Annotated in this window: 11 protein-coding genes; 6 read left to right on the top strand and 5 right to left on the bottom strand. The window is 44.5% G+C overall.

Going from position 1 to position 18,037, the window contains the following annotated elements; all coding sequences use genetic code 11:
* Positions 1-2 precede the first annotated feature (2 nt).
* The 4 genes from A3IK_RS0111170 to A3IK_RS0111155 are packed head-to-tail and all read left to right on the top strand — an operon-like array spanning position 3 to position 11,953.
* Positions 3-2,420 (top strand): phosphorothioated DNA-binding restriction endonuclease family protein, encoded by a 2,418-nt coding sequence (locus tag A3IK_RS0111170; protein ID WP_162596646.1) that lies wholly within the window; start codon positions 3-5, stop codon positions 2,418-2,420.
* A 17-nt stretch (positions 2,421-2,437) separates the two neighbouring features.
* Complete coding sequence (locus A3IK_RS0111165; protein WP_020560064.1) at positions 2,438-4,036, top strand: hypothetical protein; 1,599 nt, start codon at positions 2,438-2,440, stop codon at positions 4,034-4,036.
* Positions 4,037-4,048: 12 nt separating this feature from the next.
* Positions 4,049-9,364, top strand: a complete 5,316-nt coding sequence (locus A3IK_RS0111160) for an ATP-binding protein (RefSeq protein WP_020560063.1) — start codon at positions 4,049-4,051, stop codon at positions 9,362-9,364.
* A 21-nt stretch (positions 9,365-9,385) separates the two neighbouring features.
* Positions 9,386-11,953 (top strand): DNA phosphorothioation-associated putative methyltransferase, encoded by a 2,568-nt coding sequence (locus tag A3IK_RS0111155; RefSeq protein ID WP_020560062.1) that lies wholly within the window; start codon positions 9,386-9,388, stop codon positions 11,951-11,953.
* A gap of 108 nt (positions 11,954-12,061) precedes the next feature.
* Here A3IK_RS0111155 and A3IK_RS19255 read toward each other — a convergent pair whose 3' ends face one another.
* Positions 12,062-13,060, bottom strand: a complete 999-nt coding sequence (locus tag A3IK_RS19255; protein WP_020560061.1) for an ABC transporter substrate-binding protein — start codon at positions 13,058-13,060, stop codon at positions 12,062-12,064.
* 56 nt (positions 13,061-13,116) lie between these two features.
* Positions 13,117-13,929, bottom strand: coding sequence for a DODA-type extradiol aromatic ring-opening family dioxygenase (locus A3IK_RS0111145; protein WP_020560060.1), 813 nt, complete (start codon positions 13,927-13,929; stop codon positions 13,117-13,119).
* Positions 13,930-14,169: 240 nt separating this feature from the next.
* On the opposite strand from A3IK_RS0111145, the gene A3IK_RS0111140 reads away from it, so the two are divergent.
* Positions 14,170-15,246, top strand: coding sequence for a LysR family transcriptional regulator (locus A3IK_RS0111140; RefSeq protein ID WP_020560059.1), 1,077 nt, complete (start codon positions 14,170-14,172; stop codon positions 15,244-15,246).
* A gap of 88 nt (positions 15,247-15,334) precedes the next feature.
* On the opposite strand, the gene A3IK_RS0111135 is transcribed toward A3IK_RS0111140, so the two are convergent.
* Positions 15,335-16,444: an MBL fold metallo-hydrolase gene (locus A3IK_RS0111135; protein ID WP_020560058.1), complete on the bottom strand. Its 1,110-nt coding sequence runs from the start codon at positions 16,442-16,444 to the stop codon at positions 15,335-15,337.
* A gap of 363 nt (positions 16,445-16,807) precedes the next feature.
* Between A3IK_RS0111135 and A3IK_RS21895 the strand changes: the two genes are divergently transcribed.
* Complete coding sequence (locus tag A3IK_RS21895) at positions 16,808-17,038, top strand: AraC family transcriptional regulator N-terminal domain-containing protein (protein ID WP_425425427.1); 231 nt, start codon at positions 16,808-16,810, stop codon at positions 17,036-17,038.
* 176 nt (positions 17,039-17,214) lie between these two features.
* On the opposite strand, the gene A3IK_RS19250 is transcribed toward A3IK_RS21895, so the two are convergent.
* Together A3IK_RS19250 and A3IK_RS21135 are read right to left on the bottom strand one after the other, a co-directional pair.
* Entirely contained in the window at positions 17,215-17,658 is a 444-nt protein-coding gene (locus tag A3IK_RS19250; RefSeq protein ID WP_083915724.1) for an RBBP9/YdeN family alpha/beta hydrolase, read from the bottom strand.
* Complete coding sequence (locus A3IK_RS21135) at positions 17,601-18,017, bottom strand: ISAs1 family transposase (protein ID WP_425425426.1); 417 nt, start codon at positions 18,015-18,017, stop codon at positions 17,601-17,603. The genes A3IK_RS19250 and A3IK_RS21135 overlap by 58 nt, the downstream gene beginning before the upstream one ends.
* Between the last annotated feature and the right edge of the window lie 20 nt (positions 18,018-18,037).

Genomic DNA, 18,037 nt, shown 5'->3' with positions numbered 1-18,037 from the left:
TTATGATATTAAATTTATTTACAGGAATAAAAGTAAAGAAAACTGAAGATGTATATTCAGTTCACAAACCTTTACTGCTATTGATAGCATTAGCTAGGTGTTTTCATGGGAAAGAGAGGATGGCTTCCTTTATTTCTTATGAAGATGAGATTTATTCCTTTAGAAAATATTTTGGGGAGCTGCCTGTTCAATATCCATTTGGGCGATTAGTTAGTGATCGTTTGTGGGAAATTGAGCGTTATGATGAGCTAACCAAAAACTCATCTGGCGATCTTTTAAAGTCTGAGTTGATACAGAAAGACATTAAAGGTGGCTTTCCTTTAGATGTTTTTTGTGCTTTATCGAGCGATAATAAATTATTATTAAAGATTGTTGATTTGTTATTATGGATTTATTTCCCATCCAATAAATATGAAGAGTTACGCGCAATTTTGAAATTGCCGAGGGTAAATAATGAAAAAAATACTAAGGGGACAAGTATATCATATGGAGTAAAGCAAAATATGGGAGCTTTAGATGAGTTAGAGTTGCCACTAGAGATAGCTGAGCAAAATTGTAAGACTAATAATGTTAGCCGTGATTCGTCTTATATTATTGGCCCTGAAATGGAAAAAAATAAAGATCAACTAAATGGTTATATTAGTTATCTGAATTCATTACATAACCTCTCAGCTAGTGGCTCAAATGCTTTAGCGGAGTCACAAGCTTTAAACTCTTATTTTGATGAGATATATGTTGCATTTCCATTGGCTAAAACAGTTAAAGAGGCACTAATCTCTGGTGAGGAGAAAGTAATTGTTTTAACAGGGCATGCTGGTGATGGTAAGTCTACTGTAGCGCTGGATGTTTTTAAGTATTTGATTGGACACGCACCTGATCGTCCGCTTCAGCATCAGCTCAAGGAGTTAGAAGAGGTTTCGGCTAATGGTCGAAAAATTTCCATTGTCAAAGATATGAGTGAGTTAGGAGCTAAAGAGCGGGTCAGTTGGTTAGATAGTGCTTTTGGCAAATCAGGAAGCTGGCTAATTATTAGCAATACGGGGCCATTGCTCAATAGCTTGTCCGACTTTGTGAAAGAGTATCACATTATTACTGATAGTAATTGGCTCGAAAATGAGGTCTTAAAAAAGCTAGATACGCCTTATCAAGGAGCGGATTTAGCAGCACATACCCTACAGCTTGCCGAGGGTCATAAACCCCTGATTATCTTCAATATGACGCGCTTGAATAATGTGGATCTAGGCGCAAAAGTATTGGAAAAAATGCTGTTACATTCTGGATGGTCAGGGTGTCAGGGGTGTGATGTGGAGAGTGATTGCCCCTTACGTAAAAACCGCCAAGCATTGCAGCAAGAGAATATTATCGATCGGGTGCGCTGGGTTTATCAAAGAATTACCGCTTATGAACAGCGCTTAACCCTACGCCAAATTGTTGCCCACTTAGCCTATTCAATAACGGGTGGATTAGATTGTAGCAACGCTCGTAACTATGCCTATGATGTTCAAGCTAGTAATGGTGAGGTCGATACTGGATTGGAAAATATTCTATTCAGTGAAAACTTCTTTGGGTACAAAAATGGTGAGGTATTTGAAAAGGCTGAAAATTTGAAGGCTGTCGAGTTGATTCGTCGTCTGGAGTTTGGCAGTCCCTTTGCAGTAGATTTTGAGCGGAAATTGATTGCTGAGGATGATACTTCTTGGGTTGGATTACCCACATCCCTGACTGCTGTGGCTAAGCGTTGGAGGAATTACTCTCGAGACGCAGCAGGAATACGCTGGCGTTTTGCGTTACGTCGTATGGCTTACTTTTATGGGCAGCCTATTAGCCAACAAGAGCAATCAGGTTTTGAATCGTTTTTAGATAACTTTCTACAATCCCCAAAATTACGCCAATTTGACCATTGGCAACGCAAAGGCACTTTAGATTTATCTTTATCAGAAAAACGAACATTCAAAAATAATATTTTGGATGTACTTAGGGAAGTTTACTCAGGTTTTAGTGCAGGGCAATTTAAAGGCTCTAATTCTAATAGCCGTTTATATTTGACTTTACGTCGACCAGATAAAACAGTTGCTCAGCCTGTACAAATGGTTATGGCTAGTTTTAATAATAATGATTTCTCAATGGGTTATGATTTGCATTTGCAACTACCTTTTTTAAGTTATCGTGATGCTAAACTGATGTTGAGCTTACCATTATTAGATTATATTCAGATGTGCAGTATTGGTAGTCTTGGTAATCAGCTTGTGCCTATTCATTTGGCTCAGTTGGAGTGGTTTCGCGCCAAGTTATTAAGAATTGCAGAGCAGGATGCAACAGGTTATGAAGAGTTTACTGTACTTAGTGCTGGTATCGATGGCACTATAAAAATAAATTCTTACTATATTGATAAAGGCAACAATACACTGGAATTCATATAACAGGGTGGAGTAAGGTCATGAACGATGAGCACTTAGTGTTTCAACGCTTTCCTAAAAAGGTAGATGAAAGTGATGAGCTTAAGGCTGATAAAGCTAATCCAGCCATCCGACTTTATGGCAGGAGATTTTATAAAGATCAAACACAAACTGAGTATCTTGCAGAGTTCCTATTGGCTTTTTCATCACCCAAACTAAGAAATGGTAGTGGTGCATTTGAGTTTTCTATTCCACTTGAGGAAGGTAGTTCAGGGCCTTGTTATTATCCTGAGGATAGAGTAGCACTTAAACTTTTTTCGTTTTTTCCTACTTCTAAACTAGAAAGCCGCCATATTGCCCATCGTGATGCTTATGTAGATTGCCTAAAAAAAGTAGAGTCTGCCTTTGCTAATCATGGAGAGAAAGAGGAGGCTGTTCACCTTCTACAAAATTTATTTTGTGGGTTTATGGGAGCATCCAGTAATCGGACTTGGGTAACTAACTGCTTTTTTCCAGCATCTGCCGCCTTATTATCCAGAGAAGTCAGTTGGGAGCATGTCAAAGCAAGTCGTGCTCAAAAAAATAAAATAACTAACTGGAATTCATCTGTAGAGTATTTTTCTGATAACCTTAGAAATTTTATGAGTCGTGGTGGTGAATTACTTTTTCTTCAGCTAACAAATCTTTTTGAGGAGCTAAAAAGCTATCGATTTGATGAGCTATTAAGTGATCCTGCTTATATGCATTTGAAGCCAAGGCTAAATAATCTCAAGGAAGGTATAGAGAAAAATATAAAATCATTGATACATGACTCTATGATGGGTCTTGAGGATATTGTTAGTCTTGTTGAAAATAGACTCGACGAATATAAAATCAATGAAACAAAAAAGAAAGCTTCACTAGGTTGGGTTTCAAAAGCCTCTCGAACAGAGGCATTATTGTTTTCGATAGAAATAGAAAATATTTGTAATTCTAATACTGGAACCTTAGATAAGCTTGAGTTCTTACAAACTCTTTGCAGTATGCAAGTAATGAGAACATTATGCTTCCAGGCAAGAAGAGTAGATGAAAATACGAGTATAACAGATGGGTTTGTTGGTAATTATGTTTGGATAGTAGCTAACCCAAATGAGATAGTAACAGGTGCCACACGTAAAATGGCACAGAATTCATTTAATATAATTGAATCAATGTTATTTAGAGCTATAAGAAACCCAGCAATCGCAGCGGATGGTATTGTTTTTTCCAGTAACAATTTAAAAAATGGCGATGATAATACCTTTCGTCATTTTACCAAATTTGCAAAAGAAATTGGCTTAGTTGTTCCTCGTACCGGCCAAGGGGCGCGTTTTGTTTTACATCAAGGGTTACTACGCTTTTTAGTGGCGGCATTGATTCGTCCGGGCGAGCGAATTCGCCTAAATCAGTTCTATCAGCGCATTTTTGCCCATTACGGCATTGCCATTGGTGGCGATCAATTAAAGGTCGCCCTGCAGTGGATTGGTAAAGAAGGTGATGGTGATACCTATGCTGTGGCCTCTAGTAGTGCATGGGTAGAAGAAGCTCTTAAGCAAGGTGGTTTTCTGGTTGAGTTATCAGATGCTGTGTCGATGGTGATTAATCCGGGCGAAGAGCAATAAAAGGGAAAAGAGATGAACCTATTTGTTGAAGATCTAGCGCATTACCTAATCCAAGAATGGAAAAATATCCAACAAATTCCGGGAGGAACGAAAGAAGCCCGTTTTGTTGTCGAAAGCCTATCACCCGAAAATACCTTCGCCTTATTGCATAGTCTAGAAGAATATCGTTCGCAGGTCGCACAGCAGGCACGCATAGAGTGCCATTTCAAGGTAGCGAAAGGACTATGGGATGCGTGGTTAAAACACTCCCATGAATCGCGCACAAGCCTGACTCAGAAAATGCAAGCTTTGGGTGGCGTTGATAACGAGACTGGAGCTTTGCGCTGGATTGATGAGGATGATCGTCTGACCTGGTATCGGAATCTCACCAAGCCGGCTGATAAAGACGGCCTAGTTGTCGTATTGATCGGTTTAGACCATACCTCAGATCAGGGCGGCCTGATGGACTTCCATTTGGTTGATGAGACGCGTATCTGGAGTCAGATGGAGCAAAATTATCAACCATGGTTAAAGCGCTTAGCCCAGAGAGTAGGAATCTTTGATCCTCTTGAAGCGGATATCATACGTTTTGAAAGTGCTTTGCAGGAGTTATTCGCTATAAAACCACGGCGATTACTTAAATTGGCGGAGTTTCTGGAGATAGAGCTGATTCCTGCTAATAAACATGTTGATAGCCTGAGTGAAGTATTAGCTTCTTTCTATGAGCATTTGCCGTTTTGGGGAGTGCCTCCATTATGCCTCTCTACCGAACAGGTAAAGAAAGTTAGGGAAACTAAAGATCTAATCAAATCAGCTGATGCGCTTATTTCTCATCAGAAACTGAAAAGTAGAAGTGATCAAGATAAAGCTTGGAGTAAGATTGAAAAGTTATTGCAAGATCCAGAATTTACCTTACCTGAGGTTTTTGGTGAGGCGGCTGCTTATACTGATATTCAAGACTATGGTCGTACATTAAAAAGTTTTATTTACAATGCAGATGCTCAAGCACGAGAGCGCTTAGTACACACTAACTTGGTAAAGCTAATCAAACAGCTAAAAGTTCGTGAGAAAAGCAAAAAGGTTACTAGTGAGAAAAAAGTTCGTTTACAAGGCTCTAGTATGGAGGTCTTTTTGCGAGCCATTTGGGAAACAGTTCTACTGTTTGCCAAAGCTTGTCAAGAGGAAGGAGAGGTGTGGACGGATTATCTTTCTGAGATTCAGGTAGTCGTTGATCAATTTAATCATGATCTAGAAACCGATATAGATACAGGTATTGCTGGTAGTGAATTAGCAAAGGAACTCTTACAAGGATGCTTAGGAGGACTTGAGCAGTTGTTAGAGACCTATGCGATGGATTTACGTTTGCCAGTAGACGAAGAGCAAGTCGCCTTGCCAATGGCGCAATGGCAGCGTCATATTAATGTCGTATGTAGGTTAGAACCAGACGATTATCGCGTCAGCCGTAAACGCCCCCATTTACGTTTCAGAGTTCTCATTCTGAGCGGTGAAGAGGGAGTTGAATATACTTGCCAGCATGAGTGGGCATTGGAAGCTACACATGCTGAGCGAGTGCGTTATCAATGTGCCAAGCTAATCTTAGAAAACTGGCCTGCTGAAAGATCATTGATTTTGCCTGCCTTACAACTTAGCTCTGAGGAGTTGACAGCACTTTATTTTGCGGCTGATGAGGAAGAGGCTCATCGTCTTATCAATAATGCTCTAGGTATGTTAAAGATTATTGATCTAATGGAGGGGATGAGACGGAATGAGCCACACTACCTAGATACAGAGTTGAATGAACAGGCAAAAGCTTTGTCACAGGCGTATCGTGCTTGGCTGGTAGCTTATGTTAAGCAAGGCTATTATTATGCAAGTAATCAATGCTATCTACACCTTCAGACAGCCTATGCCAACCTAGCCAAGAGCGTGTTGGACAAAAGCCGACAAGGTAGTGCAGAGTTATTGCGACGCTTCTATAAAGCCTTTTTGTTATTTAGCCCAACTATTCAACCGAATAATAATTACATGCACTCCGCGGTTGTACTAGGAACTTCACCTGCTGTGTTAGAGCTGACATGGAAGCGGGAGATGTTTTTGCGTGACTATTTTAAGGAGGTAATTGCAGAGTATACGCGTGAGCAGGATATCAAGGCTCCTAAAACTAAACAGGCACTAGAGCGTCTGCTCAATCTAGTCACGATTCAACGTCCCTTAGCTGGATTAGTGGTGGATAATACGCATAAGCTATCAGCTAAAATCAAGAGCTTTAATCTACTGCATTATCTAGGAGAAGAACCTTCTGGTGAGAAAAGCCTTGCTGTTCAAACTCTGCTGCGCGAAGACGATGATAATGAAGATAATTTGAGTGAAGTGAAGCGTTCTTCTGAAGATAGCAGAATTATTATGAAGATATTAAAAGACTACTATCTACCGCTCTATGCCTTTGCAGCAGATGGTGTGCGCATTATTGCTGTGCATGTGGATAATGTCTCCCTTATTCTTTCCGGCCTTGATTTATTCCTACATTACTATCTAGAAGAAAAGGTCGGTTTTAATCAGCCTGCCTTTTTCTGTGAATTAATGGTGTATTCCACCTCTTCATCGCCTATTTCTGTCGAGAAAAAACTTACCTTGTGGCGCGATGACATGGTAGAGAAATTCCGTGAAAAAAGGCGACGGCTGAACCTGTCTGTTGGGCATCGTTTTGCACCTAAACGCGAAGATATTATTGAGTTACTTAATAAGGAGGAGCGTTTATATGACATAGCCTTTCTCTTCAATTTCCTTGGCGAGGATATGATTGCGGAGGTAGAGGCGGCGGAGCCGTTTGTACTAGAAGCTATGAGCAACTTAAATCCTCAATTTCCAATCAGCGAGTATCCTCGTCCTATCAGGCAAGGAGATGAGTTTAAGCGTCAAAGTTTATTAAGTGATCGCCGTCTATGTATACAAACACGGCATGCCGATTTATCTGCACGCTTACGCCATCCGGGGGATGAGGGCATAGAGCATTTGATGTTCGGTTCTGTCAACTATGAACCTTGGCAAAAAACAGTAGAAGCCTTACATCAAAAGGCTCAATGGGTAGCCTGTGTGGATCCATTCATTGATAAACGTTTATTGGGTAAGCATATAAATAATAGTCAACGTAAAATTGTGGGTTTTACTTCTGGCTTAGGGGCTTATGGTGAGCTGAATCTTTCTATTTCTACTGAGCAGGATACATTGACGCATTTGGCTCTGCTGGTGAAAAAGCATTTACACATCTTATTACCTATACAGAGTGGGCAATCATTAGACATAACAGCTAATAAAATTGTGGCAGAGGCTGAGGAAATCATTGGCCTGTCATCACTACGTGCGGTGGTAGGGAATGGAGAGAAAATCCGCGAGGTGGTTGGTTTTGCTGCCATTCGTCGCATGTTAGCAAGACCGCCGCAAGCGGTTATGACCCAATTATTACCATTGGATGCTTTTCAACATTGGTTTAATGGCAGCGATGCGATTCTACGTCCCGATTTGCTCCAGCTCTCATTGACTCTACGCGATGATAATATACCCCTGATTGAGGCAATGGTGATTGAATGTAAGTTAGCAAAAGAATCGGAGTGTTATGTACAAAAGGCGGTTGAGCAAGTGGAAGAAGGCCTAAAACACTTGACTCAATTGTTTGCCCCTTTCCGGCAGGATATAAGACGGCCCTATTTTGATCGACGCTATTGGTGGGCGCAATTACAACGTGCTTTAGCTTCGCGCACAGTTGTTGCACTACCCGATGATGGCTATAAAAAACTCAACATAGCGCTTGAGAAAATGGTTGATGGTGATTATGAGATTGCATGGAGTAGCTCGATTTTTACCTTCTGGACCGATATCCCTGATCCAAAACTGATTCTGAAAGAGTATGCATTATCACCTCATGTACTAACGCCACCCTTTGTGCAGCCTGAAGGTTTTGTACATCGTCATTGGATCATCGGATATAAGGGTTTACTAGGTTTATTTGGTGATATAGGTCTAAATAGCAGTGCTACTACAGAAGTATTACCAGTCCTAGAAACTAAACAAGGTATGGCGGAGTCTGAGCTTATTGTAGAGACAGTCGGTGAGGCGGATACTGACCTACAATCTGTAGCGACAACCTTAGAGCAAACGGATATATCTACACCCATACAGGATCAGGAACTATCGCCTATAGAAACTAGTAACGTGAATAAGCTGCTGCCGAGTGTGCCGGAAAAACTATTGATCGGTACTAATGCTGCCAATGGTGAGCCTGTCTATTGGTATTATGGACATCCGGGGTTAGCTAATCGCCATCTGTTGTTATTTGGTTCATCAGGTTCTGGTAAAACCTATGGGATTCAGTGCCTATTAGCAGAAATGGCGGCTCAGCAATTACATTCGGCGATCATTGATTATACGGATGGCTTTTTACCCAGCCAGGTGGAGCAAAAGTTTGCCGAGGTTACGCAACCTGATAATTACTATGTACGCACGGATAAGCTTCCCTTGAATCCATTCCGGCGACAAATACAGGTTATTGACCCTAATATCCCTGCAATGGAAGAAAGTGCATTTGATGTAGCATCACGCATTACCAGTATTTTTACCTCTGTGTTCAATATGGGTGATCAACAAGCCGCAACCTTGACACGTGTGTTGGAAGTGGGTATCAGCAACGAGCGGGCATTTACATTAGATGATTTATTACCGATGTTGCGTGATGAAGGATCAGTAGGAGAAACACTTGCCAATAAGCTCGAACCATTTGTGCGCTCTCAACCCTTCCGAGCTAGTGATAGTAATGCTTGGGAAGGCATTTTTGGCTCAGCAGATCATTGGGTCAATATATTACAACTAAAAGGGCTTTCTCGTGATACCTACCGTATTGTGACGGAGTTTGCTCTATGGGATTTATATGATTATGCCTGCAATACGGGCAGTAAAAACCGTCCCCTGCCAGTGGTATTGGATGAAATTCAAAACCTAAACCATAGTAGTGACTCTCCTATCGACAAAATGCTAAGAGAGGGGCGTAAGTTTGGCTTATCTTTAATACTAGCCACACAAACTACTAGTAATTTTGATCAAGAGCAGCGGGATCGTCTATTCCAAGCAGGACATAAGCTATTCTTCAAACCAGCCGATACGGAAATTAAGTCATTTGCCAAGATACTCAGCATGGTTTCACGTAATGTTACAGAAAAGGAGTGGGAAGGACGGCTATCTAAGCTGACTAAGGGACAGTGTTATTCATTAGGCCCTGTGTTGACGAGTAATGGTACATTGCGGACGGCGGCAATATTGGTATCCGTTACTGCACTAGAGCAGCGTAACTTTAACTAGATGACAATGAGTAAAGGGATAATGTCTGACAGCAAGGAGCAGTCGACTGAGGTATTGGGTAAACAGGTCGGTTTTAATGTCTATTGGCATTATTCATTGACTACTTCCCAGCCCCTTTCTGTTCAGCATCAGGTTGCCGAGGCAGAGGCGCTGGCAGGCATTAAAGCGGGAGTCGATTTTAATATTATTAAGCTCTCTCACAAGGGAGAGGCGATATCATTATTACATTACCCGGCTTTTTTTGATGATCCGTTTCCAGCGCTGGCTAGTGTCTGGACTATTGATCTTGCCGCACAATCTGTAAAAGAACGCCGCTATGATGGCTCTTGTAATCCCCCCATTTTGCATCGTAAGGAGCTATTTCTACCTGCGAGCCACCCGCGTATTCTCGAATATCAGGCTTTGACAAAAGAAGCTGAGCAAATAGGATTATTTGCAAATAGTCGTATTATTGGTTTTAAAGAAACGTGGAATGCCCTGATTCGTGAACAGGGTTATCAGTTGGAGGGGCATCAATTCATCCCTATTGATACCGCATCGCAAAACGTTGATCGTCATCGTACTGCTTTAACTCGTTACGCTCTTTCTACGCCGATGCAACTGCTGGCTAAGCATGATTTTTTGGATGGTAAATACACTATTTTTGACTATGGTTGTGGCAAAGGTAGTGATGTAGAAATTCTGCAAAAAAATGCTATTACAGCACAGGGTTGGGATCCGTATTTTTGCCCGCATAACCCTAAGCAAATGGCCGATATAGTCAATATTGGATTTGTTATCAATGTTATTGAAGATAAATCTGAGCGCAGGGAGGCGGTATTAGGTGCTTATCAGCTCTGTACTCAATTCCTCTGTGCGGCTGTTATGTTGGGTGAGCAATCCCCCGAACGTGGACGCTTGTTCCGTGATGGTATCCTCACGAGTCGGAATACCTTTCAGCGCTATTATTCACAGGAAGAGTTCCGTGCATATCTACATCAGGTACTAGGCGAAGAGCCGGTAGCGGTCGGCCCTGGTGTATTTTTTGTCTTTAAGGACAAAGATGCAGAGCAGGCCTTTCTAGAGCGTCGGTATCGCAATCGCACTATTGCTAGGCGCTTGATTAGCCAGCTACCTAAAGCGCCAAAAGCAGCTAAAGCAGAGAAAGTCAGCAAAGCGGATAAAGATCGCATTTTCTACGAGCAGCACAGCGAATTATTAGAAGCTTTATGGTTGCGATGGCTGGAGTTAGGCAGGCTACCGCAGGAGGATGAATTCACAGAAGCTGCAGCGATTATAGAACTATTCGGCACTTGGCGTCGCGCCTTAAGCTTCTTGCAACGCTATCATGGTGATGAAATTCTGAAACAGGCATTTGATAGCCGTAGCGAAGATCTGACGGTGTATTTCGCCCTGCGCCGTTTCGATCAACAACGTATCTACCATCATTTGCCAGAAAGTCTTAAACGTGATGTAAAAGCTTTTTTCCAGAGCTATAAACATGCATTAGCCGCCGGTGAGCGTTTGTTGTTTTCGGCGGGTAATTCCGTGCTGATCAGTACTATGTGCCAACAAGCCGCAGAGCAGGGCTATGGTTATCTGGATGAAGAGGGTTCACTAACCTTCCATACCTCACAAGTTGCCTTGTTACCTGCTGTGCTACGGGTCTATATCGGTTGTGCTACCTTGCTTTTTGGGGACGTGACCTCTGCTGATTTGCTGAAAATTCATGCTGAGTCCGGCAAATTATCATTGATGAAATATGATGATTTTGAGGTGTCACCCCTACCGCGTCTACTAGAGCGTATTAAAATCAGCCTGACTAACCAACACTTTGAGTACTACAAATATGGTGAGGCCTATCCCCCTCCTTACCTATACCTAAAGGCGCGTTTCCTGCCTCCAGATTTTCCACACTACACCGAGCAGGTAGCATTTGATCAGATGCTAATGTCCTATCCAGAATTTGACTTACGAGGCTATGGAATGTCGCAGGAGGCATTTGATACCACCCTACAACGTTTACGTTTAGAAATCGTTGGTTTTGAGCTGAAAAATGCGAGTACCCTACCAGAGCTAGATAGCCCTTGCGGTCAATACCACACTTTCCGCGACTTTATTGAGTGTGGCGAAACTCAGTCAGCAACCGGCCTACCTAATCTGCCCGTGCAGGCGGAAACCTATAATGCATTGGCTGAGCTTGCTCGGCATATTATTGATCCGGTCATGGATTATTTTGGCGGTATTGAGTTGACCTATGGTTTTTGTTCGCCAGAATTAGCCAAACATATCCCCGGCAGGATTGACCCTAAGCGTGATCAACATGCCTCTTTTGAGCGCAATAGGCGTGGAAATTTGATTTGTGAACGTAAGGGAGCCGCTTGTGATTTTATTGTGCCGGATGAAAATATGTTGGAAGTAGCACAATGGATTGTACAAAACACTCCATTCGATCGCCTGTATTTCTATGGCAATGATAAGCCCCTGCATGTGAGTTATGGAGAGGAACATAGTCGCTCCATTGTGCTGATGTTACCCGCAAAAAGTGGGCGATTAGTTCCGAAGGTGATAGTGTCTGAGGCGTTTCTTAAGCTTGGTGGAAAAGGATGAAGACGGTTATTGAGTGTAGATCACATAAACCCTAACTGTATCTCTCATCCTTTATCACCCAAGAGCAACCATACCAAAATCATGGCATGGTATGGCTCTCAATCAAACTCACATATCGAGCGTATTCGGATTCACGCCTTCAACAGGCCCAATCAGGCTTTCAAAAATAAAGCGCCAGCGTTCCACTTGTCCGCGATCTGCCATAAATGCGGCAAAGCCTGCGGGGGAGGCATTGGAGTAATGAGAAATAGGCTTAAACCCTTCCAGTGGGGCAACATCGGTTCGAGCTGGGAAAGTCCAAGCCGGATTTTGATGTGCCTTACTTAAGAGATATGACAGATAAAGTCGTGCTGCAGCCGGTGCTTTTGCTTCCGCTAATATCCCGCCGATTTGATACCACGCTTGAAAATAGCCGTGCTCAGGGATAGTGGTTTTCAAGCTGGAGCCTTCCGGTGCCACGAGCGGGAAATAAGAGGTAAAGGTGGTGGCTGCTTTGCCCGCCTTAATGACTTCTAGTGGGGTTTGTGTGCCGCGTACCCATTGAATATCCTGTGCCATTAAGTGCTGGAACCATGACCAGCCCTGTTGCTCGATAATTTGCAGGAACTGATACAACACCGCATCATCATCATGCGGATAAGTCAGCACAATTTTACCTTTGAGTTCGGGACGCAGAAAGTCCTGATACTCAATAGGTGCATCAGGTAGCTGAGCATAGTCTGTTGTGGGGGCAAACTGGAATACACCAATGGGTGTCCAATAGCCATCAGGGTCAACAAAATGCGCGGGCACCTGCTCAAAGCCTAGGGGGCGGTAGCGCTGCAATACACCATCATTAGCCCAGATCGGGAAATTTTGTACGGTTTGGATATGGATAACATCGGGAATTTCCTCGCCAAAGAGCAAACGCTTATCTAGCTCTGCATCATGATATTTGGATAGATCAACTGTTACCGTGATAGGAATATCGGGGAATAGCTGTTCAAACTGGGCGGTATAGGCGAGTGACTGCGATTTTGCATCACCCCCCGCCCACACCAACAAAGGTTCTCCCTCCGCTTGGGCAGCACGATATAGGGCATCAAATTCAGGTGGCAGGTTATCCATAAGTGATCTTGTCCTTTAGTGTATAAAATGAACGCTAAACTTTGTCTCGGCGGGTGTCACGAGCGCCATAAGAAACCTGAAGCCCGTTTGCCCGCCACATCAGCATTAAAGACCAGCTCTGCCTGACTTTGTGTACCCGCCGCTCCAAAGCAAACATGTAGCGGTAACAGATGCTCTTCACGCGGATGACAAAAACGTGCTTGGGGTGCTTGCGTCCAATTGACTAAACGCTCACGACGCTCGGCATAATTGAGCTTATTATCCGTACAGGTTTCCACCAGCCAGTGATCAAACTCAATGGCTTTTTGTTCGGATTCGGGGCGGCGCGAGAAAAACTCACGCATATTATGGAAGGATAGGCCGGAGCCAATGACCATAACATTACGTTCCCGTAGGCTCGCAATGGCTTCACCTAAGGCAATATGCTGCTCTGGGTTTAGATTACCCAGCAGGGACAATTGCACACAGGGAATATCTGCTTTGGGGTACATCAACATCAGTGGCACAAATAAACCATGATCATAGCCACGCTGGGCATCGGTCTGTGCAGCAATACCTTGTTGTTGCAATAGTGTTTCGATTTCCTGTGCCAGTGCGGGATTACCCGGAGCCGGGTAGCGGTATTCATAGGTTTCAGGTGGAAAGCCAGAATAGTCAAAATACAGCGCTGGGTGGGGGTTACTGGTCAGAGTGGCTTGTGATTTTTCCCAATGAGCGCTGATTAGCAGGATGGCTTCTGGGCGACCTAACTCTTGACCTATTTTTTTCAGAAAGGCCGTTAATTTGGCATGCGCCGGATCATTGAGTAGCGGCAAGGGGCCACCACCATGAGGCAGGTATAACACAGGTGCCAATGATTTATCGCTCATGGGTCAGTACTCCGAGGGTAAATGTGTTTTGTTGTGTCAGGCAGCAGTCTGTGGACGTCATTGTTTATGATGCCGGATGTTTTCCACACCAACAGATGGATGGTGCTCATCCGTATAATGCTGGCTTTGAACCTGCTGACATCAGCATCAGGTTTTCCTGATGGAATAGAGAAAATAAAAGGTTTATTTCTTTCCATACAGGATCATTCTACGCGGGTATTCTATCGTCATCCATGAGGTGTGGAAATACCTGAATTTGAACAATACTGTTTCAAAAAACGAGCAGATAAGCTAGGCATAACCTCATTAATCCGCTATAAGCTGTTTGGAGTTCATAACCGTCAAGGGCATTATGAGTGGAATAGTATTGAAGATAATGATGGGATTACTGATGATGTTTATGGGATGCTGGCTATGGATCGACTGACTGCTTTACGGGTGTTTGCTGAAGTAGCAACATCGGGCAGCTTTACGGCTGCTGCTGACCAGCTAGAAATGTCACGCCCCATGGTGACACGCTATATCACTACGCTGGAGGATTGGTTGGATACCCGGCTATTGCAGCGTACCACACGCTATGTCACCCTCACAGCTACCGGGGAGCAAGTGTTACAGCATGCACAGCAGATGCTGGCTTTAGCCGAGAATATCCAGCAGGAAACCGCCCGGCAGGATGGCGAGTTGTACGGTCAGTTACGACTGACGTCTAGTTTATCATTTGGGTATGCACAGCTAGCGGCGGCATTGGTTGCGTTTCAGGCACAGCATCCACGCCTGAATATTGACCTGAATGTGAATGATACTGCCGTCAATCTGGTGGAGGCACGAGTGGATTTAGCTATCCGCATCAGTAACGCTCCCGATCCGGTATTGATTGGTCGTCCACTAGCCCGGTGTGAGTCGGTACTGGTGGCTGCCCCTGCCTATTTGCAGCAGCACGGAATACCAGAACAGCCACAGGATCTAGTCAAGCATCGCTGTCTGACCCATACGCAGGTGGGACGATACGAGTGGCAATTGTTACGCGGCACGCAAGAGGAGCGGGTGAAGGTATTTGCCTCCTTCACCATTAATGATGCAACAGTGCTAATGCAGGCCGTCATGGCAGGCGGGGGAGTGGCTATGCTGCCTAGTTATCTGGTACTGCCCCATCTGCAAAGTGGAGCACTACAGGCGGTGCTGCCTGAATGGCAGGTGCCAGCACTCACTATCTATGCGCTGTACCCGTCACGCCGCCGCATGTTGCCAGCAGTACGAGCCTTGCTGGATTATCTGATCACGTATTTTTCCGATATGCAGTGGTCGCAGCAGCAGTAATAACGAAAATAACGGAGTAAAGGGGTGAATTCTGTGAGCGGGATAGTCAGCGGCGACTATCCCCTATTGCTAGATGGCAGATTCGGATTTAACGATAGGAACCCAGTACTTTGAGCATCATTTCTGCCTGGAAAGGTACGGATGCTTCAAAGCCGTAGTAATTGCCATATTTGGGACGCAGTGTATCGGTAGTTTGTTTCTCTACCGCCTGCATCCAGCCTGCCGCTGCTGCCTGATGGTTGTTTAGCTTCTCATTGAAATACTGTCCAATATCGACACTTTGCAAGGCATCCATCACAGCTTTACGCAGATCAACCAAATAAGCTTGCATGAAGGCAATGTCAGCATGGCTGCCGATATTGCCGTGCCCGCCACTGAAATAGGTCCAATCACCTGAGGCTAGCTGATTCAGATTGCCTTCCAGATAGACGGCATTTTCCGATGCACCAAAGCTCAGGTAAGCCATCTGATCAGGATTGGTCATATCGGGGGCATGTATAATGCCTTCTTCCACCATGAGCCAAGAGGCAGAGTCATCGGTATGAGCTGCCCGCTGAAAGCCTTGTGCCTTAACAGTCAGATTTTCAAACTTGAAACTGCCATCCTTAAAAGCGACCGTTTCAGTGGGTGCAGGCAGGCCAGATTTCAGGTATTGCTGCTTGGCTGCTGTGGCATCGGAGGCAATGATACGCAAAGATTGGTTGGTGGCCTTGGCTGTGTCCAGAAATATCCCAACATCACCAATGTGATCAACATGATCATGAGAATAAAGCACGGCAGTGACCGGCAGAGAGGTGACACTGGCAATCGCTTTCTGTACAGCAGAACCGACACCATTGCCTAATGGATCCATCAACAACACGCCCTTATCACCCACATAAAAGAGAGTATTGTAAAAATTGTTTTGTACCCAATAGGTACGATCTGTCAGCCGTTGCAGCACGGTTTCTCCGGTTTTATTGCGCTCGGTCAGGCGGCTGAGTTTCTCGCCGGGCTGCAATGGGCGTGTGGCTGAAGGTTCTACGTATTTAGTATCTGGGATGGTCGCTGCATAACCGCCTTTAGGCATAAAGTCGAGGCCATGCACCTCACTTTCGTGGTGCATGTCTGCTGACTTTTCGGTTTGGGCATAAGCGGTACTGGTGAGAAGGAGAGTTGCCAATACTGTAGTCGCTAAGCATGAGTTTAATGTAAACACTGTCTTTGTCCTCGTGTGATGAAGTGTTATGCCATCAAGGCTTTAAATCCTTGTGGAACGTATCAGGTGGAGCATTCTAGCGTTGCTGATCAAGGCTGGATATACCGGAATCTGTTCATGATTGTTTCAAAAAACGTACAGATACCCTAATGGCTCTTAGGCTTTTCTAGTGTTTATCTGTTCGCTTACCAAGGCTGAGCGGTGGAGCCGGACCGTAAATTCGCTGACATTGGTATCGACAGGTTTACCGATAGCAAATGCTACGACATTAGCAATACTTTTTGGCGCAATGCCAAAGCGCTGATACAGTTGCTCCATGCTTGCTGCCGTATTCTTATCGGTGATGGTATCTAACAGTTCGGTATTAATGGCTGCTGGGTAAATGGTGGTAGCACGGATATTATTGCCTTCCGAGGGATTTCTGTTAGTCCATTGACTATGCCACTACTCAAGTTGGTACAGCGCCTATTTGATCTATTGGATACACCGGAGGATATTCCTATTCTAGCTCCGCTGCTCCCTCCAAAGAGAGTTGGGTTATCGCCTCTTAGTGGGGGATCAGGGCTTGCGTTTAAGGCAGATTATTGCCGCTGAGAGCCATGGTCGCCAGATTACCCATGCCAAAGCATTTACCTAGAAGTTAGGAGAATGGAGTTATAGCGTTTTTGATGGGATTTCCCCGCAATATGATGTTGCTCTGGAAAACTTTTGACAAAACCAACGCTTGAGGGGCTATACCGGATAGTTACCTCAAGCAGGCCGATTACTTTTTACTTTGTTCCTAAAAGAGATTGCAGCAAAGCATAACCTTCAGGCCACTGACCCAGAGCGCTACTGGCGTTGATATGCCCAGCCGCACCGATATTAACCAAACGACTACCCCATACCGTGGCGCATGCTTGCGAATGAGCCAGTGAACCATAGGGGGCATCAGTACTCACAACCACTGTGCTCGGAAAAGGAAAACGCTGTAAAGGCAAGGGAGAAAAACCAATCGCCTCTGGCGGGAAATTAGGGCCATCCGGATCTGGAACCGCAACCAATAATGCAGCCTTGATAGTGGAGTGGGTCTTGGCGGCCCAATGAGCAACCGTAAGACAGCCTAAGCTATGCGCAACAATCACTACTGATGCTCCCAGGGCAATCGCTTGAATCTTTATTGTTGTAGAGGGATGAGTGGCTCCAAGAGTTCGGCGAGATAATCGGTTGACCAAGCGGCCTGCTTGCGCCGTACTTTGAGACTATGCTTATTTGTCTGGCTGTACCGAAGTAAGTTAGTCGCCATCTGGCGTAGGAGGGAGAAATTGTGAGNGCTATCGCCGGTACGGTTACGCGCCTTATCCTCCTGCATCAGCACATCCAAGACCCAATGGAGTCGNTTCTCAATCCCCCAATGGGAACGTACCACAAACAAGGCAGACGCCGCACTCAGAGCAAGGGAACTGATGTAGTAGCGTACGGCATAGCTCTCTTGCCCGCCGCGTCTACGTTCGACCCAAGACTCGACGCAGACGAGACTGGCTAAGCCTGCCCACTCATGTCGGTCGTTCAGCCAAGCGACCTCGTTACACACCCGACAGCGCCGTCGCTCCA

Origin of the sequence: Thiofilum flexile DSM 14609 (genome assembly GCF_000380185.1) — a bacterium.
GTDB classification, from domain to species: Bacteria; Pseudomonadota; Gammaproteobacteria; order Thiotrichales; family Thiotrichaceae; genus Thiofilum; species Thiofilum flexile.
This window is presented reverse-complemented; position numbering and strand designations above follow the sequence as displayed.

Coding starts and splice junctions, on each gene's coding strand:
- A3IK_RS0111170 (WP_162596646.1), top strand. CDS start 3: ATGATATTAAATTTATTTACAGGAATAAAAGTAAAGAAAACTGAAGAT.
- A3IK_RS0111165 (WP_020560064.1), top strand. CDS start 2,438: ATGAACGATGAGCACTTAGTGTTTCAACGCTTTCCTAAAAAGGTAGAT.
- A3IK_RS0111160 (WP_020560063.1), top strand. CDS start 4,049: ATGAACCTATTTGTTGAAGATCTAGCGCATTACCTAATCCAAGAATGG.
- A3IK_RS0111155 (WP_020560062.1), top strand. CDS start 9,386: ATGTCTGACAGCAAGGAGCAGTCGACTGAGGTATTGGGTAAACAGGTC.
- A3IK_RS19255 (WP_020560061.1), bottom strand. CDS start 13,060: ATGGATAACCTGCCACCTGAATTTGATGCCCTATATCGTGCTGCCCAA.
- A3IK_RS0111145 (WP_020560060.1), bottom strand. CDS start 13,929: ATGAGCGATAAATCATTGGCACCTGTGTTATACCTGCCTCATGGTGGT.